This window comes from Bacillus sp. DNRA2 (assembly GCF_012843265.1).
GTDB lineage: Bacteria > Bacillota > Bacilli > Bacillales > Cytobacillaceae > Bacillus_BU.
Genome location: NZ_JABAIT010000022.1, coordinates 1 through 24,126, shown reverse-complemented (window position 1 = coordinate 24,126; position 24,126 = coordinate 1). Strand labels below are relative to the sequence as shown.

25 protein-coding genes are annotated in these 24,126 nt (G+C 38.4%); 7 read left to right on the top strand and 18 right to left on the bottom strand.

The features are described from left to right. Positions 1 to 40 precede the first annotated feature (40 nt). Entirely contained in the window at positions 41 to 1,786 is a 1,746-nt protein-coding gene (locus HHO41_RS17030; protein ID WP_169100877.1) for a phospho-sugar mutase, read from the bottom strand. Between the two features lie 268 nt (positions 1,787 to 2,054). Between HHO41_RS17030 and HHO41_RS17025 the strand changes: the two genes are divergently transcribed. Next, positions 2,055 to 2,492, top strand: a complete 438-nt coding sequence (locus tag HHO41_RS17025; protein WP_169100875.1) for a disulfide oxidoreductase — start codon at positions 2,055 to 2,057, stop codon at positions 2,490 to 2,492. A 2-nt stretch (positions 2,493 to 2,494) separates the two neighbouring features. Beyond that, on the top strand, positions 2,495 to 2,965 hold the full coding sequence (locus tag HHO41_RS17020) for a thioredoxin family protein (protein ID WP_169100873.1): 471 nt from the start codon (positions 2,495 to 2,497) through the stop codon (positions 2,963 to 2,965). 80 nt (positions 2,966 to 3,045) lie between these two features. Here HHO41_RS17020 and HHO41_RS17015 read toward each other — a convergent pair whose 3' ends face one another. Beyond that, positions 3,046 to 3,441 (bottom strand): YhcU family protein, encoded by a 396-nt coding sequence (locus HHO41_RS17015; protein ID WP_348981310.1) that lies wholly within the window; start codon positions 3,439 to 3,441, stop codon positions 3,046 to 3,048. A gap of 146 nt (positions 3,442 to 3,587) precedes the next feature. Between HHO41_RS17015 and HHO41_RS17010 the strand changes: the two genes are divergently transcribed. The 3 genes from HHO41_RS17010 (at position 3,588) to HHO41_RS17000 (ending at position 6,357) form a co-directional block, all read left to right on the top strand. Beyond that, complete coding sequence (locus HHO41_RS17010; protein ID WP_169100869.1) at positions 3,588 to 4,529, top strand: RluA family pseudouridine synthase; 942 nt, start codon at positions 3,588 to 3,590, stop codon at positions 4,527 to 4,529. Positions 4,530 to 4,727: 198 nt separating this feature from the next. Further along, positions 4,728 to 5,345 (top strand): DUF47 domain-containing protein, encoded by a 618-nt coding sequence (locus HHO41_RS17005; protein ID WP_169100867.1) that lies wholly within the window; start codon positions 4,728 to 4,730, stop codon positions 5,343 to 5,345. Between the two features lie 13 nt (positions 5,346 to 5,358). Beyond that, positions 5,359 to 6,357 (top strand): inorganic phosphate transporter, encoded by a 999-nt coding sequence (locus HHO41_RS17000; protein WP_169100865.1) that lies wholly within the window; start codon positions 5,359 to 5,361, stop codon positions 6,355 to 6,357. 246 nt (positions 6,358 to 6,603) lie between these two features. Here HHO41_RS17000 and HHO41_RS16995 read toward each other — a convergent pair whose 3' ends face one another. After that, positions 6,604 to 7,164, bottom strand: a complete 561-nt coding sequence (locus HHO41_RS16995; RefSeq protein WP_169100965.1) for an FAD-dependent oxidoreductase — start codon at positions 7,162 to 7,164, stop codon at positions 6,604 to 6,606. A gap of 159 nt (positions 7,165 to 7,323) precedes the next feature. On the opposite strand from HHO41_RS16995, the gene HHO41_RS16990 reads away from it, so the two are divergent. Continuing rightward, on the top strand, positions 7,324 to 7,908 hold the full coding sequence (locus HHO41_RS16990) for a YitT family protein (protein ID WP_169100863.1): 585 nt from the start codon (positions 7,324 to 7,326) through the stop codon (positions 7,906 to 7,908). 44 nt (positions 7,909 to 7,952) lie between these two features. Here HHO41_RS16990 and ytvI read toward each other — a convergent pair whose 3' ends face one another. After that, positions 7,953 to 8,984, bottom strand: coding sequence for a sporulation integral membrane protein YtvI (gene ytvI / locus HHO41_RS16985; RefSeq protein ID WP_169100861.1), 1,032 nt, complete (start codon positions 8,982 to 8,984; stop codon positions 7,953 to 7,955). 322 nt (positions 8,985 to 9,306) lie between these two features. Here ytvI and HHO41_RS16980 point away from each other — a divergent pair, with 322 nt between their 5' ends. Further along, positions 9,307 to 11,163, top strand: a complete 1,857-nt coding sequence (locus HHO41_RS16980) for an MASE3 domain-containing protein (protein WP_169100859.1) — start codon at positions 9,307 to 9,309, stop codon at positions 11,161 to 11,163. A gap of 50 nt (positions 11,164 to 11,213) precedes the next feature. On the opposite strand, the gene HHO41_RS16975 is transcribed toward HHO41_RS16980, so the two are convergent. The 14 genes from HHO41_RS16975 to HHO41_RS16910 all read right to left on the bottom strand — a co-directional run bounded on the left by HHO41_RS16975 (position 11,214) and on the right by HHO41_RS16910 (position 23,932). Further along, complete coding sequence (locus tag HHO41_RS16975) at positions 11,214 to 11,852, bottom strand: sensor histidine kinase (protein WP_169100857.1); 639 nt, start codon at positions 11,850 to 11,852, stop codon at positions 11,214 to 11,216. Positions 11,853 to 11,874: 22 nt separating this feature from the next. Then, positions 11,875 to 12,348: a GAF domain-containing protein gene (locus HHO41_RS16970; RefSeq protein ID WP_169100855.1), complete on the bottom strand. Its 474-nt coding sequence runs from the start codon at positions 12,346 to 12,348 to the stop codon at positions 11,875 to 11,877. Between the two features lie 12 nt (positions 12,349 to 12,360). Further along, positions 12,361 to 13,017 carry a response regulator gene (locus HHO41_RS16965; protein WP_169100853.1) on the bottom strand — a complete coding sequence of 219 codons (657 nt, stop codon included), beginning with the start codon at positions 13,015 to 13,017 and terminating at the stop codon, positions 12,361 to 12,363. A gap of 1 nt (position 13,018) precedes the next feature. After that, positions 13,019 to 13,687, bottom strand: coding sequence for a sensor histidine kinase (locus tag HHO41_RS16960; protein ID WP_169100851.1), 669 nt, complete (start codon positions 13,685 to 13,687; stop codon positions 13,019 to 13,021). A gap of 29 nt (positions 13,688 to 13,716) precedes the next feature. After that, complete coding sequence (locus tag HHO41_RS16955) at positions 13,717 to 15,018, bottom strand: NarK family nitrate/nitrite MFS transporter (RefSeq protein ID WP_169100849.1); 1,302 nt, start codon at positions 15,016 to 15,018, stop codon at positions 13,717 to 13,719. A gap of 5 nt (positions 15,019 to 15,023) precedes the next feature. After that, positions 15,024 to 15,296 carry a hypothetical protein gene (locus tag HHO41_RS16950; protein WP_169100847.1) on the bottom strand — a complete coding sequence of 91 codons (273 nt, stop codon included), beginning with the start codon at positions 15,294 to 15,296 and terminating at the stop codon, positions 15,024 to 15,026. Continuing rightward, a complete protein-coding gene (locus tag HHO41_RS16945) occupies positions 15,283 to 15,597 on the bottom strand; it encodes a hypothetical protein (RefSeq protein ID WP_169100845.1) in 315 nt (104 codons plus the stop codon). Before HHO41_RS16945 ends, HHO41_RS16950 begins: the two co-directional genes overlap by 14 nt. Before the next feature lie 5 nt (positions 15,598 to 15,602). Then, positions 15,603 to 15,794 (bottom strand): hypothetical protein, encoded by a 192-nt coding sequence (locus HHO41_RS16940; RefSeq protein ID WP_169100843.1) that lies wholly within the window; start codon positions 15,792 to 15,794, stop codon positions 15,603 to 15,605. After that, entirely contained in the window at positions 15,784 to 16,308 is a 525-nt protein-coding gene (locus HHO41_RS16935; protein WP_169100841.1) for a Rieske (2Fe-2S) protein, read from the bottom strand. The genes HHO41_RS16940 and HHO41_RS16935 overlap by 11 nt, the downstream gene beginning before the upstream one ends. Positions 16,309 to 16,320: 12 nt before the next feature. Continuing rightward, complete coding sequence (locus tag HHO41_RS16930) at positions 16,321 to 16,881, bottom strand: 4Fe-4S dicluster domain-containing protein (RefSeq protein WP_169100839.1); 561 nt, start codon at positions 16,879 to 16,881, stop codon at positions 16,321 to 16,323. Further along, entirely contained in the window at positions 16,882 to 19,050 is a 2,169-nt protein-coding gene (locus HHO41_RS16925) for a molybdopterin oxidoreductase family protein (protein ID WP_169100836.1), read from the bottom strand. Continuing rightward, positions 19,037 to 20,077, bottom strand: coding sequence for a hypothetical protein (locus tag HHO41_RS16920; protein ID WP_169100963.1), 1,041 nt, complete (start codon positions 20,075 to 20,077; stop codon positions 19,037 to 19,039). Before HHO41_RS16920 ends, HHO41_RS16925 begins: the two co-directional genes overlap by 14 nt. 276 nt (positions 20,078 to 20,353) lie before the next feature. Further along, a complete protein-coding gene (locus HHO41_RS16915) occupies positions 20,354 to 23,464 on the bottom strand; it encodes an MMPL family transporter (protein WP_169100834.1) in 3,111 nt (1,036 codons plus the stop codon). A 3-nt stretch (positions 23,465 to 23,467) separates the two neighbouring features. Continuing rightward, positions 23,468 to 23,932, bottom strand: coding sequence for a MarR family winged helix-turn-helix transcriptional regulator (locus HHO41_RS16910; protein ID WP_211171203.1), 465 nt, complete (start codon positions 23,930 to 23,932; stop codon positions 23,468 to 23,470). Between the last annotated feature and the right edge of the window lie 194 nt (positions 23,933 to 24,126).

Genomic DNA, 24,126 nt, shown 5'->3' with positions numbered 1-24,126 from the left:
AAAAAACACGGCATCGATGTTGATGCCGTGTTCATTCATGTTATTTTACTGTAGCTTCGTTCATTTTCTTTTCTACTTGCTCCATAAAGCCTTGCTCGATTAAAGCTAATTTCTCAATGCTCGCTTGAAGAGATTTATCATTTACACCAAAATAAAACTTAATTTTCGGTTCAGTTCCTGATGGACGAAGGCATACCCACGAACCATCTTCGAACTGATACTTGATAACATTTGATTTAGGCAAATCAATTTTTTCAGTTGCTCCAGCAACTGTTTGTCTAACCCCAACTTGATAATCCTCACTAACGGATACCTTTAAATCACCAATTTGCTTAAGCGGATTAGCTCGGAAAGCAGCCAATGTTTGTTGAATTTTTTCTGTTCCTTCTTTCCCTTTTAGTGTTAGGGAACGAAGACCTTCACGATAATAGCCATAGCGTTCAAATACTGACATTAATGCCTCATATAGTGACATGCCATTTTGCTTATAATAAGCGCAAACCTCTGCTGCAAGTACAACAGCCTGAATGGCATCTTTATCACGGGCAAAATCACTGATTAAATAACCGTAACTTTCTTCATAGCCAAATAAGAAGCTATATTGACCTGTTGCTTCGTATTCTTTAATTTTTTCAGCTATAAATTTAAAGCCTGTCAACACATCAATTGTATCGATACCATACGATGCAGCAATTGTCTTACCAATTTCAGAAGTAACAATCGTTTTAAGGACAACCCCATTGTCTGGCAGTGTTCCTTTGGCTTGTTTCTGGGATAAAATATAGTCAAGTAATAACGCACCCGTTTGATTTCCTGTTAATACAACATAATCACCTTCAGGATTTTTCACAGCAATACCAAGACGGTCTGCATCAGGATCCGTTGCAATTAACAAATCAGCACCGATTTTTTCGCCTTCTTTAATGGCTAGCTCGAATGCTGCATGCTCTTCTGGATTTGGACTTTTAACCGTTGAAAAATTTGGATCGGGTAGCTCCTGTTCCTTAACTACCGTAACGTTTTTAAATCCCATTGCTTTAAGGGCATTCCGAGCCGGGATATTCGCTGTTCCGTGAAGTGGTGTAAAAACGATTTTCACATCTGATTCACTAGCAATATTGGGTTTTTCTGAAATAGTAACTAGCTTCTCAATGTAAGCTCGGTCAACATCTTCATTGATGAGGACAATTAAACCTTTTTCAATCAAGCTCTTTTCATCTTCTACCTCAATTGCCAATTCATTTTCAATTTCATTTACCTTCGCAATTACCTCATCTGCTTCTGCAGGAGGAAGTTGTCCTCCGTCTGGCCCATATACTTTATAACCGTTATATTCCGGAGGATTATGGCTCGCTGTAACGACGATACCACCAAATGCATTTAAGTGCCGAACTGCAAATGATAATTCCGGAGTTGGTCTTAATTCAGTGAATATGTATGTTTTAATACCACGTGATGCAAGCGTTTTTGCCGCTTCCATCGAAAACTCTGGAGATTTATGACGTGAATCATAAGCAATTACAACCCCACGTTCCATTGCGCTGGCACCATTTGTTTCAATATATGCCGCCAAACCTGCCGACGCTTTCCGAACTGTGTATAGATTGATGCGGTTCGTTCCAGCTCCGATTACGCCTCGCATTCCCCCGGTTCCAAATTCTAAATCCTTATAAAAGGCATCCTCGAGAAGCTTTTCATCTTGCTGCAATTCCTCAAGCTGTGCTCTTAATTCAGAATCCAAGTTTTGATGATTTAACCAATTTGCTGCTTTTATTCTCCAATCCATTACCCAACCTCCATTTTATGTATTTCCAAATAATAATGTTCGCTTTATTTTGGCATAGTCCTCTAAATACCTTCCGAGTAAATATGACAAATCTCGGAAAAGAACCAATATAATTATAATAACCATTACGATTTGAAACAACCTTATCATGGTTAAGCTATATATCGCGAAGTAAAAATTGTTTTAATTCGAGACAACTTATTTTACTTTTCTGTTTATTTGACCATATAATCAGGTGTAAAAAGATTACGATAGGAGATTATTTTCAATGAATAAAGATAAAACACAACAGCGGGAAACGTTGCTATTCATTGCTTGGGCAGCCTCTGTTATCGCCATGTTCGGCAGTTTATATTTTTCAGAAATTCAAAAATTTGAGCCATGTGAATTATGTTGGTACCAGCGCATCCTTATGTATCCTTTAGTAATAATTCAAGTGATTGCCATCATTAAGAAGGATTATCACATTACACTCTATACCATGATTCTTTCGGGATTGGGTGCACTTATTTCACTTTACCACTATTCGATTCAAAAGATCCCGTTTATGGCGGACAATGCCGTTAGCTGCGGCCGAATTCCTTGTACTGGCCAATACATTAATTGGTTTGGCTTTGTAACCATTCCATTTTTAGCACTAACTGCTTTTGTGGTGATTTTTATTTGTAGTTTGCTTTTATGGAAAATTAACAAAGGGGAGAAATAAAAATGAAGAAGGTTTTAATATTTTTAGGAGTGGTTATCGTTATTTTTGGCGCAATATCATATTTAACAAATGCCAAAAATGAAGAAAAGTCAGCTGACAATCCATATCAAAAGGAAACATTAGACCCCCAAACCATTAACCAGCTTGAAGATCCAAACTACCAAAACCAAATTTTACCTGATAAATTAGCAGACAAGCTTGATAAAGGTGAAGATGTTACCGTTTATTTTTATAGCCCTGCCTGTACTCACTGTCAACGAACAACACCTGAATTGGTTCCCTTAACGGAAGAACTGGATGTTAATTTAGAAAAATACAATCTGCTTGAGTTTGAAGCGGGCTGGGATGATTACAAAATCGAGTCTACTCCAACCATTGTCCAATATAAAAATGGGAAAGAAGTAGCAAGAATTGTCGGATATAATGAACCTGAAGTTTTTAAACAATGGTTTACTCAAAATACTCTCAAGTAAAAAAGGATGACAGAGTGCTAGCCCCAAAAGTAATATTTCATGCTAACTTTTGGGGTAGGGTTCACAGCTGTCATCCTTTTTTATATAAGGTATTGATTGGCTGGTTGACTATAGATACTTATCATTTCAACCTTTATTCCTCGCGCATGATGAAATTGACTAAACGTGAATGGAAAATGGAGACCCATTTCGGTTAGCATGCTAGCATTTTTATCAAAGATTGCTTTATACTCATATTGCGTTTCTGCTGCTTCCAGAATCGAAATAATGGTCTGTAGGCAAGCAATCACCTGGTACGCATCCCTCAACGTCTCAAAGCCGTCAAAATTCCCAGTCGGCCGTAATACTTTTTCTCGCTCAAATTGTTTAATCCGATCATCATGAAAAAAATTAGGAAAGATTGTGGAGTAAAAATATTGAACTAGCTCCTCTACCTTATTTTCTTGTCCGGGAGTTGAAGCAAACACAATTTTCACAGTATAACCACCTTTAACATTCCTTTTCTTCAGATAAAATAAGAATAGCATACAACTCTACATGTTTATGGTGGTAATTATAACCACGATTCATTACATATGTAATAAATGAAAGATGATTAAACCACAAAAAAGGAGGAATTCTTATGAAAACAGCAAAAAAAGGGGAGTGGTTCCAACTCATCATCCCCAAAGACTGGAATCAGTTTACAATTGATCATATCTTAAGAGAGGTATGGCATGGTCCCAAAAAATTAATCCACCAGTTAAAGATGGAAAAGCTTGTCACCGTAAACGGAGAACAGATTAATTGGCATAAACCACTTAATAGCGGTGACCGTTTCGAGCTCAAATTTTTTTCTGAAGAGGAATTTGGAGTTATTCCAGCTTATTTTGATATTGATGTGTTATATGAGGATGACCATCTATTAATTGTCAATAAGCCACAAGGTATGGATACACATCCAAATGAGCCGTCGCAAACCAATACCTTGGCCAATGCAGTTGCCTTTTATTTACAAGCAAAAGGAGAATATCGTCGTGTATTACACATCCATCGACTAGATAAAGACACAACTGGAGCTATCTTGTTCGCCAAACACTCCTTTATCGGTGCAATTCTTGACCGCATGCTCGAGGAACGTCAAATTAAAAGGACCTACGTGGCGCTTGTAGAGGGACATATCGCTAGAAGAAAGGCAACCATCAATCAACCAATCGGAAAAGACCGTCACCACCCAACCCGACGGAGAATCTCACAAACAGGACAAACAGCAATTACTCATTATAAGGTGTTAAAAGAATATAAAAGTAAGAAGTGCACATTAATTCAATGTCGTTTGGACACAGGGAGAACTCATCAAATCCGGGTTCATCTTAGTAGTATTGGGCATCCCCTTCTTGGTGATGTTTTATACGGTAGTGAAGCTTCGTTCCCTAGACAGGCCCTACACGCAATCAGACTGGCTTTTATCCATCCATTAACAGGAGAAAAAATTGAATGTTTTGCTCCATTTATTGATGAGCCTGGGATTTTTCCAAGTGAAGCTTTTGAACTAATCAATGTGCATAAAGACGACACGTATTAGGAAAACATAACGATAATTCTTTTTACATATTCATACAGAATTACAGCTAAAATCTTTACAATTCCTTAACATAAGTCGGTCAATATTAAGATTTTGTAAATTTTATTAAGAGTATCTTTTCAATTTCGACAATTTTCGGATACAATATTTCGGTTGAGGTTTTTCTAAATTTCGTTAAAAAATAATGGGGGTTCAACCATGGCTTTTAAAAAGAAGGACAAATTCGCAGTCATTTTAAGTAACATTTCAGCAAACTTAAAAGAAAGCGCAGATTTCTTTGCTGACTATAAACTTAAAAATGTGAGTGATTTAAAAATTTTCTCTGAGAAAATGAAGGAATACGAAAACAAAGGTGATTCATTCATTCACGAGGTTACTGTAGACTTAAATAATGCCTTCATTACTCCAATTGAACGTGAAGATATTCTTCATTTGGCAATGAGTATGGATGACGTTCTTGATGGAATTGAAGCTTGCGCAGCTTTATTTGAAATGTACTCCATCACCCAAGCAGATGAGTTTATGGTGAAATTTGTGGATGCCATTCGCGGCGCTGCAATCGAAATTGATAAAGCTGTTGACTTACTATCATCAAAAAAACTTCTTAACATTCGTGACCACGCAATCAAAATTAAAGATTATGAATCAAAATGCGATGGCATCTTACGTCAATCCATCAAGCATTTATTCACAACAGAAAAGGATCCAATCCGCATTATTCAATATAAAGAGATATACGAAAACCTTGAGGATATCGCTGACTATTGTCAATCTGTTGCTAATACACTCGAAACAATTATTATGAAAAATGCATAAGGAGCCTTAAACTATGGATTCAATGTTTCTCATAACAGTGTTAATTGTTATAGGTGCCCTTGCATTTGACTTTATTAACGGGTTCCATGATACAGCTAATGCCATCGCAACCAGTGTTTCAACTAAGGCTTTGAAGCCGCGGCATGCCATTGTATTGGCAGCCATCATGAACTTTATAGGTGCCATATCATTTACTGGCGTTGCAAAAACGATTTCAAAGGATATTGTTGATCCCTTTACATTACAAAATGGGGAATTGGTTATTTTGGCAGCCTTGGTTGCCGCAATTTTATGGAACTTATTAACATGGTATTATGGAATTCCTAGTAGTTCCTCTCATGCGATTATTGGTTCAATTGCAGGTGCTGCAATCGCATCTGCTGGTTTTACATCACTGAATTACAACGGCTTCCTGAAAATTATTCAAGCACTAATCTTCTCGCCAATTTTAGCATTTGCAGCAGGCTATCTTGTATATAGTATTTTTAAAGTTCTGTTTAAAAACTTAAACTTAACCAAAACCAATCGAAACTTCCGTTACTTCCAAATTGGTACTGCAGCTTTGCAGGCGTACACACACGGAACGAATGATGCCCAAAAGGCAATGGGGATTATTACGATGGCGCTAATTGCCAATGGATATCAAACTGGGGATGATATTCAATTTTGGGTACAAGTATCCTGTGCGGTCGCAATGGGCCTCGGAACTTCTATTGGTGGATGGAAAATCATCAAAACGGTTGGTGGAAAGATTATGAAAATCCGTCCGGTTAACGGAGTTGCAGCAGACTTAACTGGGGCGATGATCATTTTTGGAGCAACTTATATTCACCTACCTGTAAGTACAACACATGTTATCTCATCTTCTATTCTTGGTGTGGGTGCATCGCACCGTTTAAAAGGAGTTAAGTGGGGTACAGCGCAGCGGATGCTTATCACTTGGGTTATCACATTACCAATCTCCGCACTATGTGCTGCGTTAGTTTACTTTATTTTAAATTTATTCTTTTAAATAAAGGCTGTTTTAAACATGAATGTTGATTTCCGCTGCAGGCACTTCGCTTTCCGCGGGGCTAGTTGGGAGCCTCCTCGGCGCGTTCGCGCCTGCGGGGTCTCCCATACAAGCTACTCCCGCAGGAGTCTTCGTGCCTTCCGCTCCAATCAACTTGAGAAAAATCAACACTAAGCTTTAACACAGCCTAAATAAAAAAACAGGTTCCATCAAATTGATGAACCTGTTTTTTGCTTGATTAAATCCTTATTTTAATACATCGTGGTCAACGTAGCGTTCGCCATTGATTTCACTGATAACGTTAATTGCTACACGCGCGCCATCGCCAGCAGTAATAATCGTATGCACACTTACGCCAGCAATCGTTCCAGCTGCCCAAACGCCATTAACATTAGTTTTACCAGCATGATCTACTGCTGCAACTGTTTTAATTCTTGGTTCAGTTCCCGGCTTTGTAGTAATACCAATTTTCTCAGCCAGGTCAGTTAATGCACCTGTTGCTAAAATCACATGCTGTGCTTGATATGTACCTTGTTCAGTTGCAATAACTAAATTGCCATTGTCTTCCTTTACATCTACAACTTGTTCTTGTTTTAGCTCCGCACCAAATTTAGTTGCTTGTTTTTTACCGACTTCAAGTAAATCCGGACCAGAAATTGCTTCAACTCCGTAATGATTTTCCATCCAAGCTCTAGCTGTCATGCTTTTTCCATGATCAAGTAATAGCGTCTTTTTCCCTGCTTTTGCTGCAAATAAAGCTGCACTTGCCCCTGCTGGACCAGCTCCAATAATCGCGATATCGTACATCATTATTCCTCCACTTTCCTGATTCAAATTAATATTTTATTATAATTATTATAAAATAAACAACTTGTATTGTAAAACTATCTGCTCTTCAATTATTGCTTCTAATTTACTCGTTTATACATACTTTTTAATAGAGGACAGGTTGTTGGGGTGATGATTATGTTTGAAAAAACAATGGCAGTCTTTTTTGGAAGTTTATTAATCGGACTTGGTATCAATGGCTTTTTAGTCCCTCATCACCTTTTGGATGGCGGAATTATCGGAATCGGCTTAATTATTCATTATTATTTTGGGTGGCCAACCGGTTTAAGCATGATTCTTTTGAGTATTCCGCTTTATCTTCTGGCTTGGCATTATGATCGAAACTTTTTCTATAACAGTCTGCTCGGATTAATTGTTTCTTCCCTCTTTATCGATGTATTAGATAGTTTTCATGATGTTTTTCAGCTCAGCATGTTTTGGAGTTCAGTACTCGGTGGAATATTAGTTGGTTGTGGTATTGGTCTGATGCTAAGATATAAAACCAGTACAGGAGGGACTGATTTACTGGCGCAATTACTCGGCAAAATCACGACAGTAAACGTGGGAATCCTAATTTTCATCATCGATGGAATTGTCATCTTTAGCGGCTTAAAAATAGTTGGTTTCGAAAAATTTTGCTATTCGTTTATTACAATTATTTTTGTGGGCATTATGACCACGCTAACATTAATGAAATCAGCTACTCCAATTGATACAAATTAATAAGGCTACCTTCACTCATAGTATAGAAGGTAGCCGAAGGATTATTAAAATTTAAAGTTCAATTTTATAACATTTGCCTTTTTCAACGTATCATAAACAATTACCATCGCTGGCCCCAAAAACACCCCGACAATCCCCAAAAGCTTAAAACCAATATACAAGCTGATTAGAGCAGCTAACGGCGAGATACCGAGACTACTTGAATATACCTTTGGCTCAACAATTCTCCTGACAATAGTGATCACAAAAAATAAAATGATAAGCCCTATTCCTAAAAATGTATTACCTTGCAGAATTGCGACGATGGCCCACGGTACTAATACCGAACCGGTACCTAAGATTGGCAAAATATCGACTACAACAATTAACAATGACAATAATGCCGTATAGGATACTTGAAGGATTGTTAAACCAATGAACGCCATAATAAACGTCATAAAACTTAAGATAATCTGGGCTTTAATAAAACCTACTCCAGCCTTACTTAGCTCAGATGTTACCACGAACACTTTCAGTTTCGTTTGTTCTGTTAGGTAATGCTCTAGTTTATTTTTCAATCTTGGCAGTTCTAAACTTATCATAAATAGCGCAACCAAATAAATTAACACTTCAATTAGAAATCCAGGAATGACTGTTAGAAAATTAATCGTGGATTGCAATATGCTTTGCAGAAATGAATCCAATGACGTGATTGAATTTTCAACCGTTTTTTCAATTGATGAAATAACCTCAACAGGTAGACTTTGTGAATAGAATTGCCACTTTTTAATTAATGGTCGGATTCCAGTACGGTAAAAATCCTTCACAAAGGTCGGCGTTTTTTCTGATAAAGCAATTGTTTGAGTAGTGATAATGGCTATCATATTATAACCGATTACCATCAGCATCAGTACATAACCTGTAAACACCGCTATGACTGATTGCAATCGTTTTAAACGCAACTTGTCCATGAGCCATTTGACCAAACCTTCAAGTAAAACGGCGGTTACAAGCGCAAAGATTAACGGTAAACTATATGGCAAGATAATTGCAGCGATGACTGCAACGATGATAATGAAAATCCATTTTTTCCACATTTATCGCAAGCCGCTCCTTATTTGTCCCTCACTAGAGGTTACTCGATTCTCGTTGTCCAGGAAGAAATGAACTTTTTCCCTAATTCATATAAGTTTTATTTTACTATATTTCGCTGATGTTTGCCCATTTTGATTGGGAAAATTTACGATTTAAGCTGATTTCGTTCGACAATTTCCAATTAAATTGGCTTTTTGGAGAAATATTATTGACCGATATGTTTTACAAATATATTATAAAAATTGTAACAATTTAAAATTCATTATTTGTACAAAAATTACTCTTGACTGTGCTGCCTGAATATAGATGAAAGAGTTGATCGTATTGATAGGTCTTAAAATTTTTGAAAGAAAAATAATTTCATATGCCTTAATTGGGACAATTATTTTTGCTCTTTTTCATTTTTTTCATCAAGACCTTCTCCCAATGTATCAGTCCAAAAATTACACGAGTTTACATATTATCCTTGAATTTGTAAGCATTTCAATATCTATTGCAATTTTTACATATGGCTGGAAAGCCTTTACTTTTTCCAGATCACAAAGATTAATCTATTTATCGTTTGTGTTCTTAACCGTTGCTATTTTAGACTTATTCCATACCCTAACATTTGAAGGAATGCCATTTTTTATAAGTGAAGGTTCAATTAGTAAGTCCATATGGTTTTGGCTTATCAGCAGATTAATCGGAACTATTCTCATCATGATTATTTTAATAAAACCAGATCGAAGAATGGAAAATGATCCTCGCACAACCCTTTTACTGATTTCCGGAATAGGTATTTTCTTTATAGCACTATTTATTTTCCAATATGAGGGGAATTTACCTTACGTTGTGATCGAAGGGGTCGGTACAACCCCAATTAAAAAAGGACTGGAGTATTTTGTTGGATTTTTATATTTAGTCGGTATATTTTTAAACTTTAAGCACTATAAAGAAACGAAAAAAGAAGCGGCCTTATCCATACTGTTATCTTTTTATTTCCTGTTTATCTCTGAAATAATATTTACGATGTATGTTAGTGTTTATGATTTTGAAAATATCTTAGGACATTGCTTCAAAGTCATAGGTTTTTTCTTTATCATGAAGGGCTTTTATTTTTCAACCATTAGCGAGGATAAGCTCGCAGAAGAAAGAATAATTAAGGCCAGACAAGAATTGGACGAAATTATTCGCGAACAACAAGGTGTTATTTATAAAATTATTAAACATAACGATGATTTCATCCACGTCCTATGTGACGGTGAACTACTTCATGAAATGGGACTGGATCCGAGAAATATAAAAAATAAAACCATTAAGGAAATGGAAATGATTCCTGGGGAGGCTACTATCCTTCTTGAGCAATATCATCATGCTTGGGATACTGGTCAGAAAGTAACCTTCGAAATGGACAGTAATGGATTTTCATTATTTATTACATTAAAGCCCATCATCATTAGCGGCAAAGTTAATCATATTATTGGTTCTGCGACAGACATCTCAAAATTAAAGCATATGGAGGAAATGATTCGCAGTTCCGAAAAGCTTGGTGTACTCGGCGAGCTAGCTGCCGGAATTGCTCATGAAGTGCGAAATCCATTAACAACATTAAAAGGTTTTTTACAATTGATTCGGAATGATTCGGGCAGTCAGAATCAGATATACATTAAGCTTATGCTTGAAGAAGTGGATCGGATTGAACAAATCACCAATGAATTCATGGCTGTTGCCAAGCCACAGGCACTTTTGTATAAACCAGAAAATATTTCAGATATTATTTATCAGGTTGTATCCTTACTCCAACCACAGGCACTTTTGCATGGAGTAGATATCCAACTTGATGAAGATTGTGAACCAGTTACCATTTTTTGCGAGAAGAATCATTTAAAACAAGTTTTTATCAACCTCATGAAAAATGCCTTTGAAGCGATGCCTAATGGGGGTAGCTTAGCAATTTCTGCAAAGATTAATGGTCAAGATTCCATTATGATTGAATTTGCTGATACTGGTTGTGGAATTCCCGAGGAAGCACTACAAAAATTAGGAGAGCCTTTCTTTACGATGAAAGAGAATGGTAACGGATTGGGTTTGATGATGTGTAAGAAGATTATCCAACAGCATCAAGGTGAAATTACTGCGATAAGTGAGATTAACAAAGGAACCACCTTTAAAATTACTCTACCAATTTATAAAGATTAACAAGAAAAAAGTCAGCCTCTAACATCTAAATGATGCACAAAGACTGACTTTTATATGGGGATTTCCACAATGATTTTAGTACCCTTTCCAAGGGATGATTGAAACTGGAAATGACCGTCGACAGCACGTGTCCTTTCTTCCATGCTAAACATGCCAACTCCCTTTGTAACATGTTCTGGGTGAAAGCCACTGCCTTGGTCCTCAATCACGACAAGAATTTTATTGGGAAATTCTTCGATTAAAATCCAGGATTCTTTCACATTTGCATATTTTCGAATATTCGTTAATGCTTCCTGAATGATTCGATAAATCGTCAGGTCAATGATTAGCGGTAAACGGCGCTTCAACTTACAGTTAAAATGTATGTCGATTTGATAAAAATCCTTGAAACGAGAAATGAAAGAACGAATCGCCGGAACAAGACCAAGGTCATCGAGTACGGCAGGGCGAAGCTCCCAAGCTATCTCTCTAACTTGTTCGATTAAATGGGTGGCTTCATCTTTGATTTGTTCTATTAGCGGATGGTCCATTTCTGTTTGAAGTAGATTAATTGTAATCAAGTGACCATATAAATTCTGTCCTAAGTCATCATGTAGGTTTCTTGAGATTCGTTTTCGTTCTTCCTCTTGAACTTCAATTACCTTTGCTGCCAGTTTTTGTATCTCTTTCTTGAGTGCATCTTCAGCCATTATTCCCCTAACCTCCTGACAGTTAATTACTTTCGCAGTAGCAAATAAAAACGCGGTTTAATAGCCCTTCCATATTTGCAGCTACCTGCTGGACAATTTGCTGTTCAGCATCACCAAATGGTAAACCATGCCTTCTACCAACAAGAAGAACTCCCTTTGCTGTCCCCTTGCACCAAATCGGAGCAGCGTAGGAATGGATTAATTTTTCGGCGAGCATGATTGGGTAGTCGGTCGCTCTCCCTTGGACTTGTTCCGGGAAATGCTGAATGCTCATTGATGATCCGGTTAACAAAACCTTTCCAGCAATGCCTTTACCGTAGCGCACCGTAATCCGCTTGTACTTTTCATTTTCGTTACCAGCAGCATAATGCCATTTAATATCTGGACCTTTTTGATTTTGAATTGCCATACCGACAAAATCACAATCAATTAACTTTAATAAGTTATTACAATCTTGAATAAATTGCTGCTCTCTTTGTTCATTTCCAATCATCATGAAGCATCACATCTACATTCCATAACCAAGCAACCCCTTCTTCAAAGCATATTGGACCAATTCAGGCCTTGTCTTCATTTGTAGCTTCTCCATTAAGTTGCCCTTATGAGTTTCAACTGTTTTAACACTAATTGTTAATTGTTCAGCGATTTCTTTATTAGAAAAGCCTTTGGCAATCAACGTGAGCACTTCTTTCTCGCGCTCTGACAGTATGCTAATTGCTTCTGTCGAATTTCCATGTTTAACAGCTTCCATATATTCAATAATTAATTTCTTCGTTGCCACAGGATGAAGGTAAGCATTCCCAGCCGCTACCGATTGTATGGCAGCAATCAATTCATCTTGAGGTGCACTTTTTAAAATGCAACCAGAGGCACCAGCCTGTATTGCTTTAAATAAATATTCTTCATCATCATGCATCGTCAAAATCAAGATAGCTACCTCTGGCAATAGCTTTATCAACTCTTTCGTTGCCGATAACCCGTCTTTACCGTGAGGCATGCTTAAATCCATAATCACGACATCAGGTTTTAGTGAAAGTGCTTTTTTAATTCCTTCATTTCCCTCTGACGCTTCACCAACGACTTGCATTTCCGGATGATGATTCAGGAGCATTGTTAGACCCATTCTTACAACCGCGTGATCATCAACTAATAAAATTTTGATCATTTTACTCTCTCCCCGTTGTCTCGGATATGGCTATGCTAATTTCTACTATAGTACCTGACCCGGTTGAAGAGCTAATTTGGCAAGTCCCACCGATTAGTTGCATTCTTTCCTTCATAGCCGCTAAACCGTACGAATGCCCTTGTTTAACATCTGTTTCAGAGAAGCCCTTACCATAATCAGTAATAGTAATATATAAATATTGACTTGTCCAAGTAAAAGAAATACTTGCTTTTGCTGTATCAGCATATTTGGCAATATTGGCCATTGCCTCCTGGCAAACTCTAAATAAAGCAATATTCCGCTCCTCTGGAATCTGTTTCTCTACTCCTGAGCTATTCACTTCAACTTCAATCCCGAATGTAGTCATATAAAGCTGTGCATAATGTTTCATAGCAGCAAATAAACCAAAGCTAGTTAGGGTAGGAGGATATAATTCAACAGAAAACAAACGAATTTCCTGAATCGTTTTCTCAAGAAGTTCTGCCATATTATGAACGTAACGTTTTGTCTCTATATCCTGTAAACTCGTTTCAATGAACTGCAAACCAGTAAAAATACTATATAATGTTTGGCCAACTCCCTCATGCAATTCCTGGGAAACCCGTTTCATTTCTTCTTCCTGTGATTTAATAATGTAAGAAGATACCGAATTTACTGGGATAATCTCCATTTTCATCTCCTCCTAACCAGCACAATCACTTAAGATACTTTTGCAAGTACCTCCTGCTTTTCAGCATTTCTTTGATAATAAAACCAATTCAAACCAATTGAAATAATGTAGAAACCGATAAAGAAATAAAAAGCTGTAACATAAGATCCCGTCGTATTTACTGACCACCCGAACAGCTTCGGAATAAGGAATGAACCATACGCAGCGAATGCTGCTGAGAATCCAATAACCGCCGCCGCTTCCTTCGCAGGAAATAATCCAGGAATCATTTGGAAAGTAGAGCCAGACCCAATTCCACTTGCTAAGAATAATATTAATATCGAAATTAAAAACCCGGCAAATTGCTTTTCATTCAGGAAGTGTATAACCCCAAGGGCACCAAAGGTCATGACAACTAGAACCACTGCAGTAACCTTAGCCCCTCCTATTTTGTCAGAAATCCAGCCGCCAACAGGACGTGCAGCGGCAGCAAGAAATGCGCCTAAAAATGCTAATGAAGCATATTCCGGAAATTGTGATTTTAGCAACAATGGAAAAGCTGCTGAATATCCAATAAACGAGCCAAAAGTCGCAATGTATAACCAAGTCATGATCCACGTATGCTTGCGCTTTACAATCACAAATTGTTCCTTTGCAGACTGTTTTGTACCTGGTAAATTATCCATTCCGAAGTAAGCTGCTAAGGAAATAATCACAATCGGTACAACCCATATGAATGCAGCATTATGAAGCCATACCTGGTCACCATTCGCTAACATCTGTGCATCACCAAGAAATGAAAATGTACTAGCTGTGATTATTAGTGGGGTAACAAATTGAACAACAGATACCCCCATGTTTCCTAATCCCCCATTAATTCCAAGCGCTGTACCCTTCTCTTTTTTCGGAAAAAAGAAAGAAATGTTTGCAGATGAAGACGAGAAGCTTCCGCCTCCTAACCCACATAAACCAGCTAATAGGAGCATCATTGAATATGGTGTATCAGGATTTTGAACTGCCAAGCCGATACCAATCGCTGGAATTAATAAGATAATCGTTGAAAAGACTGTCCAGTTTCGACCACCAAATTTACCTACGCCAAATGTATAGAAAAAGCGCATGGTTGCCCCAACTAAACCAGGGATGGCAGCTAGCGTAAACAATTGATTTTCCGTAAATGTAAAGCCGATATCATTCAATCTGCTAGCGACTACTGACCAAATTTGCCAAACAATAAAGGCCATCATCAATGCTGGAACAGAAATCCATAAGTTTCTTGTGGCGTGTTTTTTTCCTTCTGATTTCCAGTATTGTTCATTTTCTGGATCCCAAGTACTAATTCGCTTACTCATTTTTTTCACACCTTTCTTATAGTATATCTCAGTGCACTCTCCAAATCATAGGCAGACCAGTCATCCTCGTTTTGCGTGACTTCAGCCGTAATTGGGATTGCCAAAAATTTTATCGAATCAAAATAAATCCTTATATGTGTTTGGTCGGGACAGAGCTTCACTTGTTTTATGATTTTCTTAACAAATGGAGCATTCTCGCTTCCCTTCTCATCGGTTATTGCCACTTCAACAGGGACGGAAACGAAAGCTCGCAGTTCTTCAATCTTAATGTGTCCCACAGCTGTTACATCCTCTCATTGTTGCTGGATAAATGAACATTTTATAGCCCTGTAAATATTGCCAAAACTCAGTTGTGCCATGCTGTTCTAGGAACTGAAGTGTTTCTTCCTCAGAGCGCCAATTACTCATGCCCTTCACTTCAACCACTACCATTTCGGCATTGTCGATTGTTTTCTCCTCTAAGTACCAATCCAGCTTCACACCAGAAAACAGTTGCTTTAACATATCATTTATTTCAATGGAAAAATTTCCAACTGACTCCCTTATAAAACAAAAATCGAGATAGGTTTCATTATTCATCACCATCACGCCTTTCGTTTTTGATCCCATTTATATACGTATAATGCCACCGGGAATAACAGCACATTCCCTAACCCAAACAGCAGCGCATTAGTATAATTTTCATAAAAGAATTGATGGACCATGTATTGTGTAAAAATAATGTTCACGAGCAAAATTCCACATAATAACGCTATTCCAACTAAATTATGCTTCATAACGTTTCACCTTCACTGCGTATACCGCACCCTTCTCAACTTTCACTAGAATCTCAGGCAGTGGTCGTCTAGGTGGCCCTGCAGTTGGAGAACCTGTGTTTACATCAAATTTCCCATGGTGGCATGGACAAACCATTTCGCCCTCTTCTTTTACCCAAAAAACTGGGCAACGTAGATGTGTACACGCATTTTGGTAAGCAACGTACTTATCTTCAGAAAGGCGAATTAAAATCGCATCATCATGCTCACCAGGAAATTTAAAATCAACAGCATCTCCTATCGCAATCTCATTTACATCCGTTATTTTCTTATGTTGATATTCCTTTTCAGATAATCCAGTTAATTCTTTGGCAGCAATCGCACCCCAAGGGAGGGAAGATACAGCAAATACTCCTGCTGCACCTACCAAAGTTTTCATAAAACCGCGCCGATCAAGTTTGCGTTCATTATTTCGATTAATGTTGTGGGTATAGTTATCTTCATTAAATGGGATTTTATTATTTTTATCGTTCATCAGTAATCCCTCCTAAAACAACTTTGATATTCCCTGTAAAATACCAGGAAGATTTACACGGACATTCGTTTCATTTTCCAAATAAGGAGTACTTGTAACCCATTTACCGTTATCAAGATTATAAGCTTCTCGCTTTGCTTCAATTTCTTCATCAGTTAACCACTGTAATGTGTTTGTTGGACAAACACTCGCACACATTGGCGGAATTCCATCTTTACTACGGTCAATACAAAGATCACATTTGTACATTAAATTTTGTTCAGTATCAAATTTGGGAATACCGTACGGACAGGCAATTGTACAGTTCTGACAGCCAATACATTTTTCTACCAATGCTGAAAGTACCGCACCAGTTTCATGAATTTGAATTGCTTGAGCCGGACAGCTGCGCGCACATGCCGGATTTACACAGTGTAGGCACATAAGAGGCATTGTCTGCCGGTTCACAAGCGGGTTAACGTCGTAAACATAGTTGCGATTGCGCTCTTCATGGCCGCCACATTGTGTACAGGCGGCTAAGCATGAGCGGCAACCGATGCAATTATCCAGTTCAATATAGAGCCTCTTTTTCATTTACTGCACCTTCTTTAAATCTAATTTTTCAATCTGGGCTGCACATGCTTTGAATTCTGGCATTCTTGACATCGGATCAAGTGCAGGTATTGTTAAAAGATTAATCGATTGTTCATGACCAAAATGGTACGGTACAAAGACAGTATCCTTACGAATCGCTTCAGTGATTTTCACCTTATAAAATGCTTCACCGCGGCGCGTATAGAGACGAACGATTTCTTCGTGTTCAATTCCGTATTGTGCAGCAAGTGTAGGATGCACTTCAACATATGGCTCAGGACACATATCCTTTAAGAAGGGAATTCTGCGTGTTTGATTACCAGACAGATAATGATATACAACACGTCCAGTCGTTAGACGAATTGGATATTGTTCATCCGGCTCTTCTGCTGGTGGACGATAAGGTAACGCACAAATTTTGGCCTTCCCATCTGGATGATAGAATACTTTATCAAGGAACATGTGTGGTGTTCCTTCATCTTTTTCATCCTTACAAGGCCAGAATACGCCATCCTGCTTTTCGATCTTCTCCCAGGTTGCCCCATAGTAATCGGCATAGCCGCCCCTTGAAGCCAAGCGGAATTCATCTGCAACATCTTTAGCTGTTTTTAAGTGAGAGAAGTACTTGCCTCGGCCAAGTCGTTCTGACAACTCGACTTGGATTTGCCAGTCTGGTTTTGATTCACCAACAGGCTCCTGTGCCTTATTGATCTTAATAATCCGCCCTTCAATGTTTGTAACGGTCCCTTCATCTTCAGACCAAGTCGTTGTAGGTAGAACAACGTCAGCGAACTCAGCTGATTCCGATAGGTAGAAATCAACACAAACCATGAAATCAAGATTTTTCATTTGTTCCCGTACATAATTTAAATTTGGTGCTGATACTGCAGGGTTAGAGCATAATAGGTACAAACCGCGAATGGTTTTCTGTTCCATTAATCCAAACATCTCGTATGCGGAAACGCCCGGTTGTGGCATTTCCTCTGGGTCAATTCCCCAAATTTTCGCTACTTCTTCAACATGTTTAGGATTAGTGAGTTTACGATAACCTGGAAGAAGGTCTGATTTTTGACCATGTTCACGGCCACCTTGACCGTTCCCTTGTCCCGTAAACGTAGCCACACCTGACTTTGGCCGACCAATCTTCCCAGTAACAAGTGCCATATTTGTATAGGCAGAAACATTATCAACACCTTTATGTTGCTGCTCAACACCGCGGGCAAACATCACCACAGCATTTGGTGCTTTCCCATAGATTTCTGCTGCTTTGATAATTTTTTCTGGTGCAACTCCAGTTATTTCACTTGTATATTCAGGGGTAAATTGTTTAACCAGCTCTTTCGTTTCTTCAAATCCGTTTGTGTGATTTTTCACAAATACTTCATCAGCATAACCGTTTTGAATTAACAGATTAAGAATTCCGTTAGCCAATGCTAGGTCAGTTCCTGGTTTTAAGTCCAAATGAATATCAGCACGTCTGGCAATTGGTGTTTCTCGAGGGTCAGCTACGATTAAATAGCCCCCGCGTTCCTGAACAGCCCAAACGCGAAACATCGAAGTTGGATGACACTCAGCGGTATTGCTGCCAGCAATAAATAAGCAATCCGTTTCATGAATGTCTGTCCAAGGTAATGTGGAACCACGGTCTACCCCAAAGCTTCTTAAAAATCCACCTGCCGCACTCGACATACAAAAACGACCATTATAATCAATGTATCTTGTTTGTAATCCAACTCGGGCAAACTTTCCTGTTAAGTAACATTTTTCATTCGTCATTGAAACGCCACTGTATACACTCAAAGAATCTTTGCCATAGTCACGTTGCAACTCTTGGAATCTCTTGGCGATAAGATCGTATGCCTCTTCCCAAGTAGCTTCTCGGAATCCATCTTTCGTTCCTTTTAACGCAGGATTGTCACGAATTAACGGTTTTAATAAGCGATCCTGGTGATTTGTTTGCTGATAAGCAGTTACACCTTTTGGACACATCTTTCCAACATTTACCGGCCATTCATAGCGTGGCTCAACACCGATGATCTTGTTTGATGCGATATCGACACGTAAATTCATCCCGCATTGCATCCCACAGTAACTGCAATGTGTTTTGACTAATTTTTCACCTGGATGAATCACATTTTCAATCTCTTTATAAAACTTATCCCTTTGCATTTTGGTTTGCCTCCTTAACCTTTACCTGATGGGTAGGAAACCCTGAAAATTGAGCGATTCGATATTTTCTGCGACAAGGTAAGCAAAGCTCCGCTAAATGTGTCCCTTCAGTCGACTTAAATTCTATTTCATTCATACCTAAAACTTGGATTACGTCTTGTGATTGCTCAGTTGAGACAAATTTATCGCCACAAACCTTACATTCCTTCATCGCTTGCTCTCCGTAGTGCTCACGATAATTCCGAGCGAGGACGCTCATTGGGCGGAACGGGATATGAGCAAGCTTGCCAAATGGTAAATAGATGAGGGTAATGATCACTGAAAACTGGTGAATTAACGACATTACCGGTTGACCCCAACCATGTAAAAATACGTTCATAACGGTTAAAAGCAAGCCTGTTATCGAAATAAAAAGTAAAAGGTAAAGCGGTAAAAAATCATATACAAAATTTTGCTCAGCACGGGCTTGCATATTTTTTAAGCGGCGGAAAAGCGCCATCGCTACCCCAGCAATCACCATCATTGCCGTAATATTTAATGCGTTATAAGATAAAAAACCGATAATTCCATCTGCTTTAATCGTCATAACGTCCATGCCCATTGCGACAATCGTGTAATAGCCGTTCTCACCCATTGTGAAGTACATCCAACCAAATACAAGCGGGAATGTTACAAAACAGGAAAGAACACAGCCCCAGCCAATCAATACGTGCTGAGTCCATCGGTAAATTCCCCGATTCCAGATAAAATTATAGGTAGCCAAATGCTCCACAGACGTTTTCGGAGTGGACTTTCTGGCCAGCAATTTAAGTCCTTTTTTGATGATGATTTTAGTTGGTGGTCTTTCTCCCCATGCAATGAAGCGATAGAAGAACCCGCCAATAAATACAAGCGTTCCGACCATGTATCCATATAAGTTGAGATCAATATGGGTAAACATTCTGGTTCCGATAAATACTAGAATTATTAGTGCTGTAATCGATAAAAACATCGATTTAGCATAGTGAGATGCAAATGCATTGTTAATAGAATTCTTGTTAGTTTCAGTTGCGGTATTTGATGTTAAATTTGCCTGCATTGTTAGTCCTCCTTGTAAAATTAGACCGGTAACATATCGTTAATTTTACTTGTCAGGGACTATCACAAGGCATCAGGGAACTTCCCTATAGTCGGGGTAAAACTCCCTTATTTATGTCCCAATTGTTCAACTTTTTGACACAAGTGATTTTTATCACAAAAATAAAAAACCAGGCTATGCACTAAAATGCATAGCCTGGTTTCGAGTCAATTTGATATTCACAGTTTATTTTATAAATGGCCACCAATTAGCTTTGCCAAACAACTTTGCCATCACCGGAACAAACAATGGCAAAATCACTAAGGCATAAAGGAACAAGCCAATTAACACAAGTGTGGCAATTTGCAATAGCGACATAACACCAGCTGGCATCATCGCTGCAAATGTACCACCAAGGATGACAGCCGCAGAAATAATAACAGTTCCCATTTTCTTCATCGATAACAGCATCGCTTCACCTACACTTAATTCACGATATTCCTTAAAGCGATCCATTAAGAAAATACTATAATCTATACCTAATGCCACTAAAATAACAAAGGCGAAGAACGGTACTGCCCAGCTAATACCCTCATAGCCTAATAGATTCACATAAATCGCCTCGGTAATCCCCATTGACGTGTAATAAGTAATGATTAAGGAAGCAATCAAATAAATCGGCATCACAATGGAACGGAGCATTACGACCAAGATAATCGCAATTCCGATCATCATTAACACTACAGTACGAGAATAATCCGCATTGGACATTGCACTTAAATCTGTATTAGTGCTTGTAATGCCGCCCACGGCTACTTTGGCATTTTCAAGCTTTGTATCCTTTGTTGCTTTATTTACTGCATCTTTAATATCGTTAATTTGCGCCATTGCTTCATTTGAATAAGGATTATATTTGAAGACAACATCCATCATCATCACTTTACGATCCTTGGACATATAAGTATCAAGCACTTGTGCAAAATCCTTACTTGATAGCACCTCATCAGGAATATACATCCCGGTCACGCTTTGGTCTGACTTCGCTAGATTAGCTAAATAATCATTAGCGGAATTCAATCCATCATGAATTTGTGTTAAACCAGTCACGCTTTGCCCAAGACCATCGGTTAATTGGGTCATTTGTCCGCCAAGACCTGAAAAACCATCCAAGAGCTGCTGTTGGCCACCATTAATAGTCGTTAAGCCATTTGAAAACTGTGACAGGTTCCCAATCACTTGCCCCTGCCCATCCGCTGCAGCCACGAGTCCTGCTTGTAGTTGATCAATCCCAACAATCAACTCTCCCATATAAATATTTAACTGCTGTTGACCAGAAACGACTTCAGCAAATTGCTTATTTGCTTCTTGAACGCCCGAAATAGCCCCAGCAAAATTCGTATTTAAATCCTTCAAGCTACTCATTAATTCGGCAGTATCTGCATGAGAAGAAAAAACATCCTTCTTTAACGCTTGATAATCTTCTTCATCTGTACTTAATTGCGGATATTTCTGTTCAAGATTGGCAAAATGCTCATCTGCGGTATCCAATTTACCATAAATGTCATTTAAACTAGTTTCGATAGCTTGATATTTTGTTAAAAAGAAAGACAGCCCTGCACTTGCATCCTGATACCCTTTTAACAATTGTTCACTACCTGCCGCGAGTTTTTCTGCATTGGTTTTAATACCCTGGAGACTTTTCTTAATATCAGCCGTCCCCATAGACCCCTGTTTCATGCCATCCTCAATTTGAGTCAGACCGCTATGAAGCTGTCCCACACCATCAGCAAGCTTTGATGTTCCCGTAACAAGCTCTCCTATTCCTGCAGTAGCCTGCTCCAATTGCGGCTGGGACTTCGTAAGCTCAGTTTCCGCCTCATTCAAGCCATCACTAATTTGCTTAATCCCATCATTTCCTTGGGAAATTCCTCCCGAGAGCGTACCTGCTTGCTTAGCAACAAATAAATCCGCAAGTGGCTCGCCCATAGGTCTCGTAACCGAGCGAATCGTGTCCACACCATCAATCTTTTGCAGATCCTGACTGATTTTTTCAGCCAATCCGATGTACTCACTTGAATCCATTTTTTCATCATTTTTAATGACAATTTGCGTTGGCATCGCTTGGCCTTCGCCGAACCCATCAGCAATCATATTAAAGGCCTTGATTGAATCTGCCTTGTCGCCAACCTCAGTTAACGAATTGTAGGAAAGAGTGCCATCATATGTTATCAAAAATGGAACGGTTACTGCGGCAACAATTAATAACGAAATAACCGGCTTAGCTAAAGCAAATTTACCGACAATCTCCCACAATTTACTATCTTTATGTTCAAGTTGTCCTTTGGCTGGCCAAAAAAGCTTGCGTCCAAGTACTGCCATGAAAAAAGGCACAATTGTTGATAACGCCACTAACAAAAGCGCAACACCAACTGCCACTGCTGCAGCTGATTGATAAAGTTTAAATGTTGAAAAACCAATCGCCGAGAAACCAACCATTACAGCAAAACCGCTAAAGTAAACTGTCTTTCCGGCAGTGCGATAGGTTTCAACAATGGCATCGGTAATACTATCATGATTAGCCATCTCTTCTTTAAATCTACTTAAAAGTAAAATCGTGTAATCTGTACCGATTCCAAATAACACAGCCACCAAAAATATTTGGGTGTATGAAGAAATTGGAAAATTTACTTTATCAACTAAAAATGCAACAATTGACTGCGCTGCCAAATAAGAAAAACCAACTGTTACTAGTGGGACAAATGGCGCGATGAAGGAACGGAAAACAAGCAAAAGAACAACTAAAATGAAAACCACTGTGATGCCCTCTGTTTTCTTTAGACCTTCCTGTGCATTCGTATTTAGATCCTCATTCACAAGCCAATTGCTAGTATAATAGTGTTTTAATTTAGTATCTTTAAGCGTATCATATAGCGCTTTAGATACCTCCTTATCTTCACGATTGCCCATATCAACTGTTAGCCTTGTAAGAATCGTTGTCCCATCATCAGATACAAGCTGATCCTTAAGTTCTTCGTTATTGAAATGAGACAATATTTCGGTAATGCCTAGTTTAGTTTTATTTTTCTCCAATAAACCAATTGCTGCTTTTGCTTCTGCCAATTCTGACTTCGTAAGCTTATCTTTCCCATGAAAAACCAGAGCGACAGTTGATTCATTTCCATCCTTTATCTCATTAAGAATTTCGTTCGCTAGTGATGAGGAGTACCCCTCAGGTACAACCAAATCACCTTTGTCGCGAACAAGATTAGCCATATTAGGTGCGGTCATTAACAGCACTGTCACAACCGCAATCCACGTAAATAATACAAGCCATTTACCCTTGACAATCGCTCTCATCGTTTATTCTCCTTGTATGCTTTCTTTAGCGACATCTAATAATTGTTCAAGCTTTTCATAAGTTTGAATAAACGCATTCACTTCCTCATCGTTAAATTGCGTCATGATATTTTCAACGAGATTATGAACACGTTTTTCACATTCATTAAACAGGGCATTTCCTTTATCTGTTAGCGATAAATAAACGACACGTCGGTCTCGTTCATCACGTGTTCTTTCGATTAGCCCTTTATCTGCAAGTCTTGCAATGATAGCTGTGACAGCACTTTTATTTACTGCAAAGACATCAGCCAATTCGGTTGATGTGCAAAAGTGTTTATTCCGAATATATCGAAGTGTATAGTGCTGGTCATAAGTAAGGTCCGATCCAATTTGATCCTTAATGAGAAATTCAGCCTTTTTTGTCACCGAAAAAGACACTCGAATGTATCTGTTGATTAGTTCTTGGATTCTTGAATTATCCACCATATCACATCCTTAAATTTAGTTAAACAACTGAACTATTAACGTGTTAAACTATATGACAATTCTTAGATTTAGTCAATAGTATTCCCTACAACGACAATAATAAAGTAGGGAAACCTCTCTCGAGGCTTCCCCCTTATCAAACCGTACGTGCCCTATTAAGGCATACGGCTTACCAAATGTTACAATGTTTATCA

Coding starts and splice junctions, on each gene's coding strand:
- HHO41_RS17030 (WP_169100877.1), bottom strand. CDS start 1,786: ATGGATTGGAGAATAAAAGCAGCAAATTGGTTAAATCATCAAAACTTG.
- HHO41_RS17025 (WP_169100875.1), top strand. CDS start 2,055: ATGAATAAAGATAAAACACAACAGCGGGAAACGTTGCTATTCATTGCT.
- HHO41_RS17020 (WP_169100873.1), top strand. CDS start 2,495: ATGAAGAAGGTTTTAATATTTTTAGGAGTGGTTATCGTTATTTTTGGC.
- HHO41_RS17010 (WP_169100869.1), top strand. CDS start 3,588: ATGAAAACAGCAAAAAAAGGGGAGTGGTTCCAACTCATCATCCCCAAA.
- HHO41_RS17005 (WP_169100867.1), top strand. CDS start 4,728: ATGGCTTTTAAAAAGAAGGACAAATTCGCAGTCATTTTAAGTAACATT.
- HHO41_RS17000 (WP_169100865.1), top strand. CDS start 5,359: ATGGATTCAATGTTTCTCATAACAGTGTTAATTGTTATAGGTGCCCTT.
- HHO41_RS16995 (WP_169100965.1), bottom strand. CDS start 7,164: ATGTACGATATCGCGATTATTGGAGCTGGTCCAGCAGGGGCAAGTGCA.
- HHO41_RS16990 (WP_169100863.1), top strand. CDS start 7,324: ATGTTTGAAAAAACAATGGCAGTCTTTTTTGGAAGTTTATTAATCGGA.
- ytvI (WP_169100861.1), bottom strand. CDS start 8,984: ATGTGGAAAAAATGGATTTTCATTATCATCGTTGCAGTCATCGCTGCA.
- HHO41_RS16975 (WP_169100857.1), bottom strand. CDS start 11,852: ATGGCTGAAGATGCACTCAAGAAAGAGATACAAAAACTGGCAGCAAAG.
- HHO41_RS16970 (WP_169100855.1), bottom strand. CDS start 12,348: ATGATGATTGGAAATGAACAAAGAGAGCAGCAATTTATTCAAGATTGT.
- HHO41_RS16965 (WP_169100853.1), bottom strand. CDS start 13,017: ATGATCAAAATTTTATTAGTTGATGATCACGCGGTTGTAAGAATGGGT.
- HHO41_RS16960 (WP_169100851.1), bottom strand. CDS start 13,687: ATGGAGATTATCCCAGTAAATTCGGTATCTTCTTACATTATTAAATCA.
- HHO41_RS16955 (WP_169100849.1), bottom strand. CDS start 15,018: ATGAGTAAGCGAATTAGTACTTGGGATCCAGAAAATGAACAATACTGG.
- HHO41_RS16945 (WP_169100845.1), bottom strand. CDS start 15,597: ATGAATAATGAAACCTATCTCGATTTTTGTTTTATAAGGGAGTCAGTT.
- HHO41_RS16940 (WP_169100843.1), bottom strand. CDS start 15,794: ATGAAGCATAATTTAGTTGGAATAGCGTTATTATGTGGAATTTTGCTC.
- HHO41_RS16935 (WP_169100841.1), bottom strand. CDS start 16,308: ATGAACGATAAAAATAATAAAATCCCATTTAATGAAGATAACTATACC.
- HHO41_RS16930 (WP_169100839.1), bottom strand. CDS start 16,881: ATGAAAAAGAGGCTCTATATTGAACTGGATAATTGCATCGGTTGCCGC.
- HHO41_RS16925 (WP_169100836.1), bottom strand. CDS start 19,050: ATGCAAAGGGATAAGTTTTATAAAGAGATTGAAAATGTGATTCATCCA.
- HHO41_RS16915 (WP_169100834.1), bottom strand. CDS start 23,464: ATGAGAGCGATTGTCAAGGGTAAATGGCTTGTATTATTTACGTGGATT.
- HHO41_RS16910 (WP_211171203.1), bottom strand. CDS start 23,932: ATGGTGGATAATTCAAGAATCCAAGAACTAATCAACAGATACATTCGA.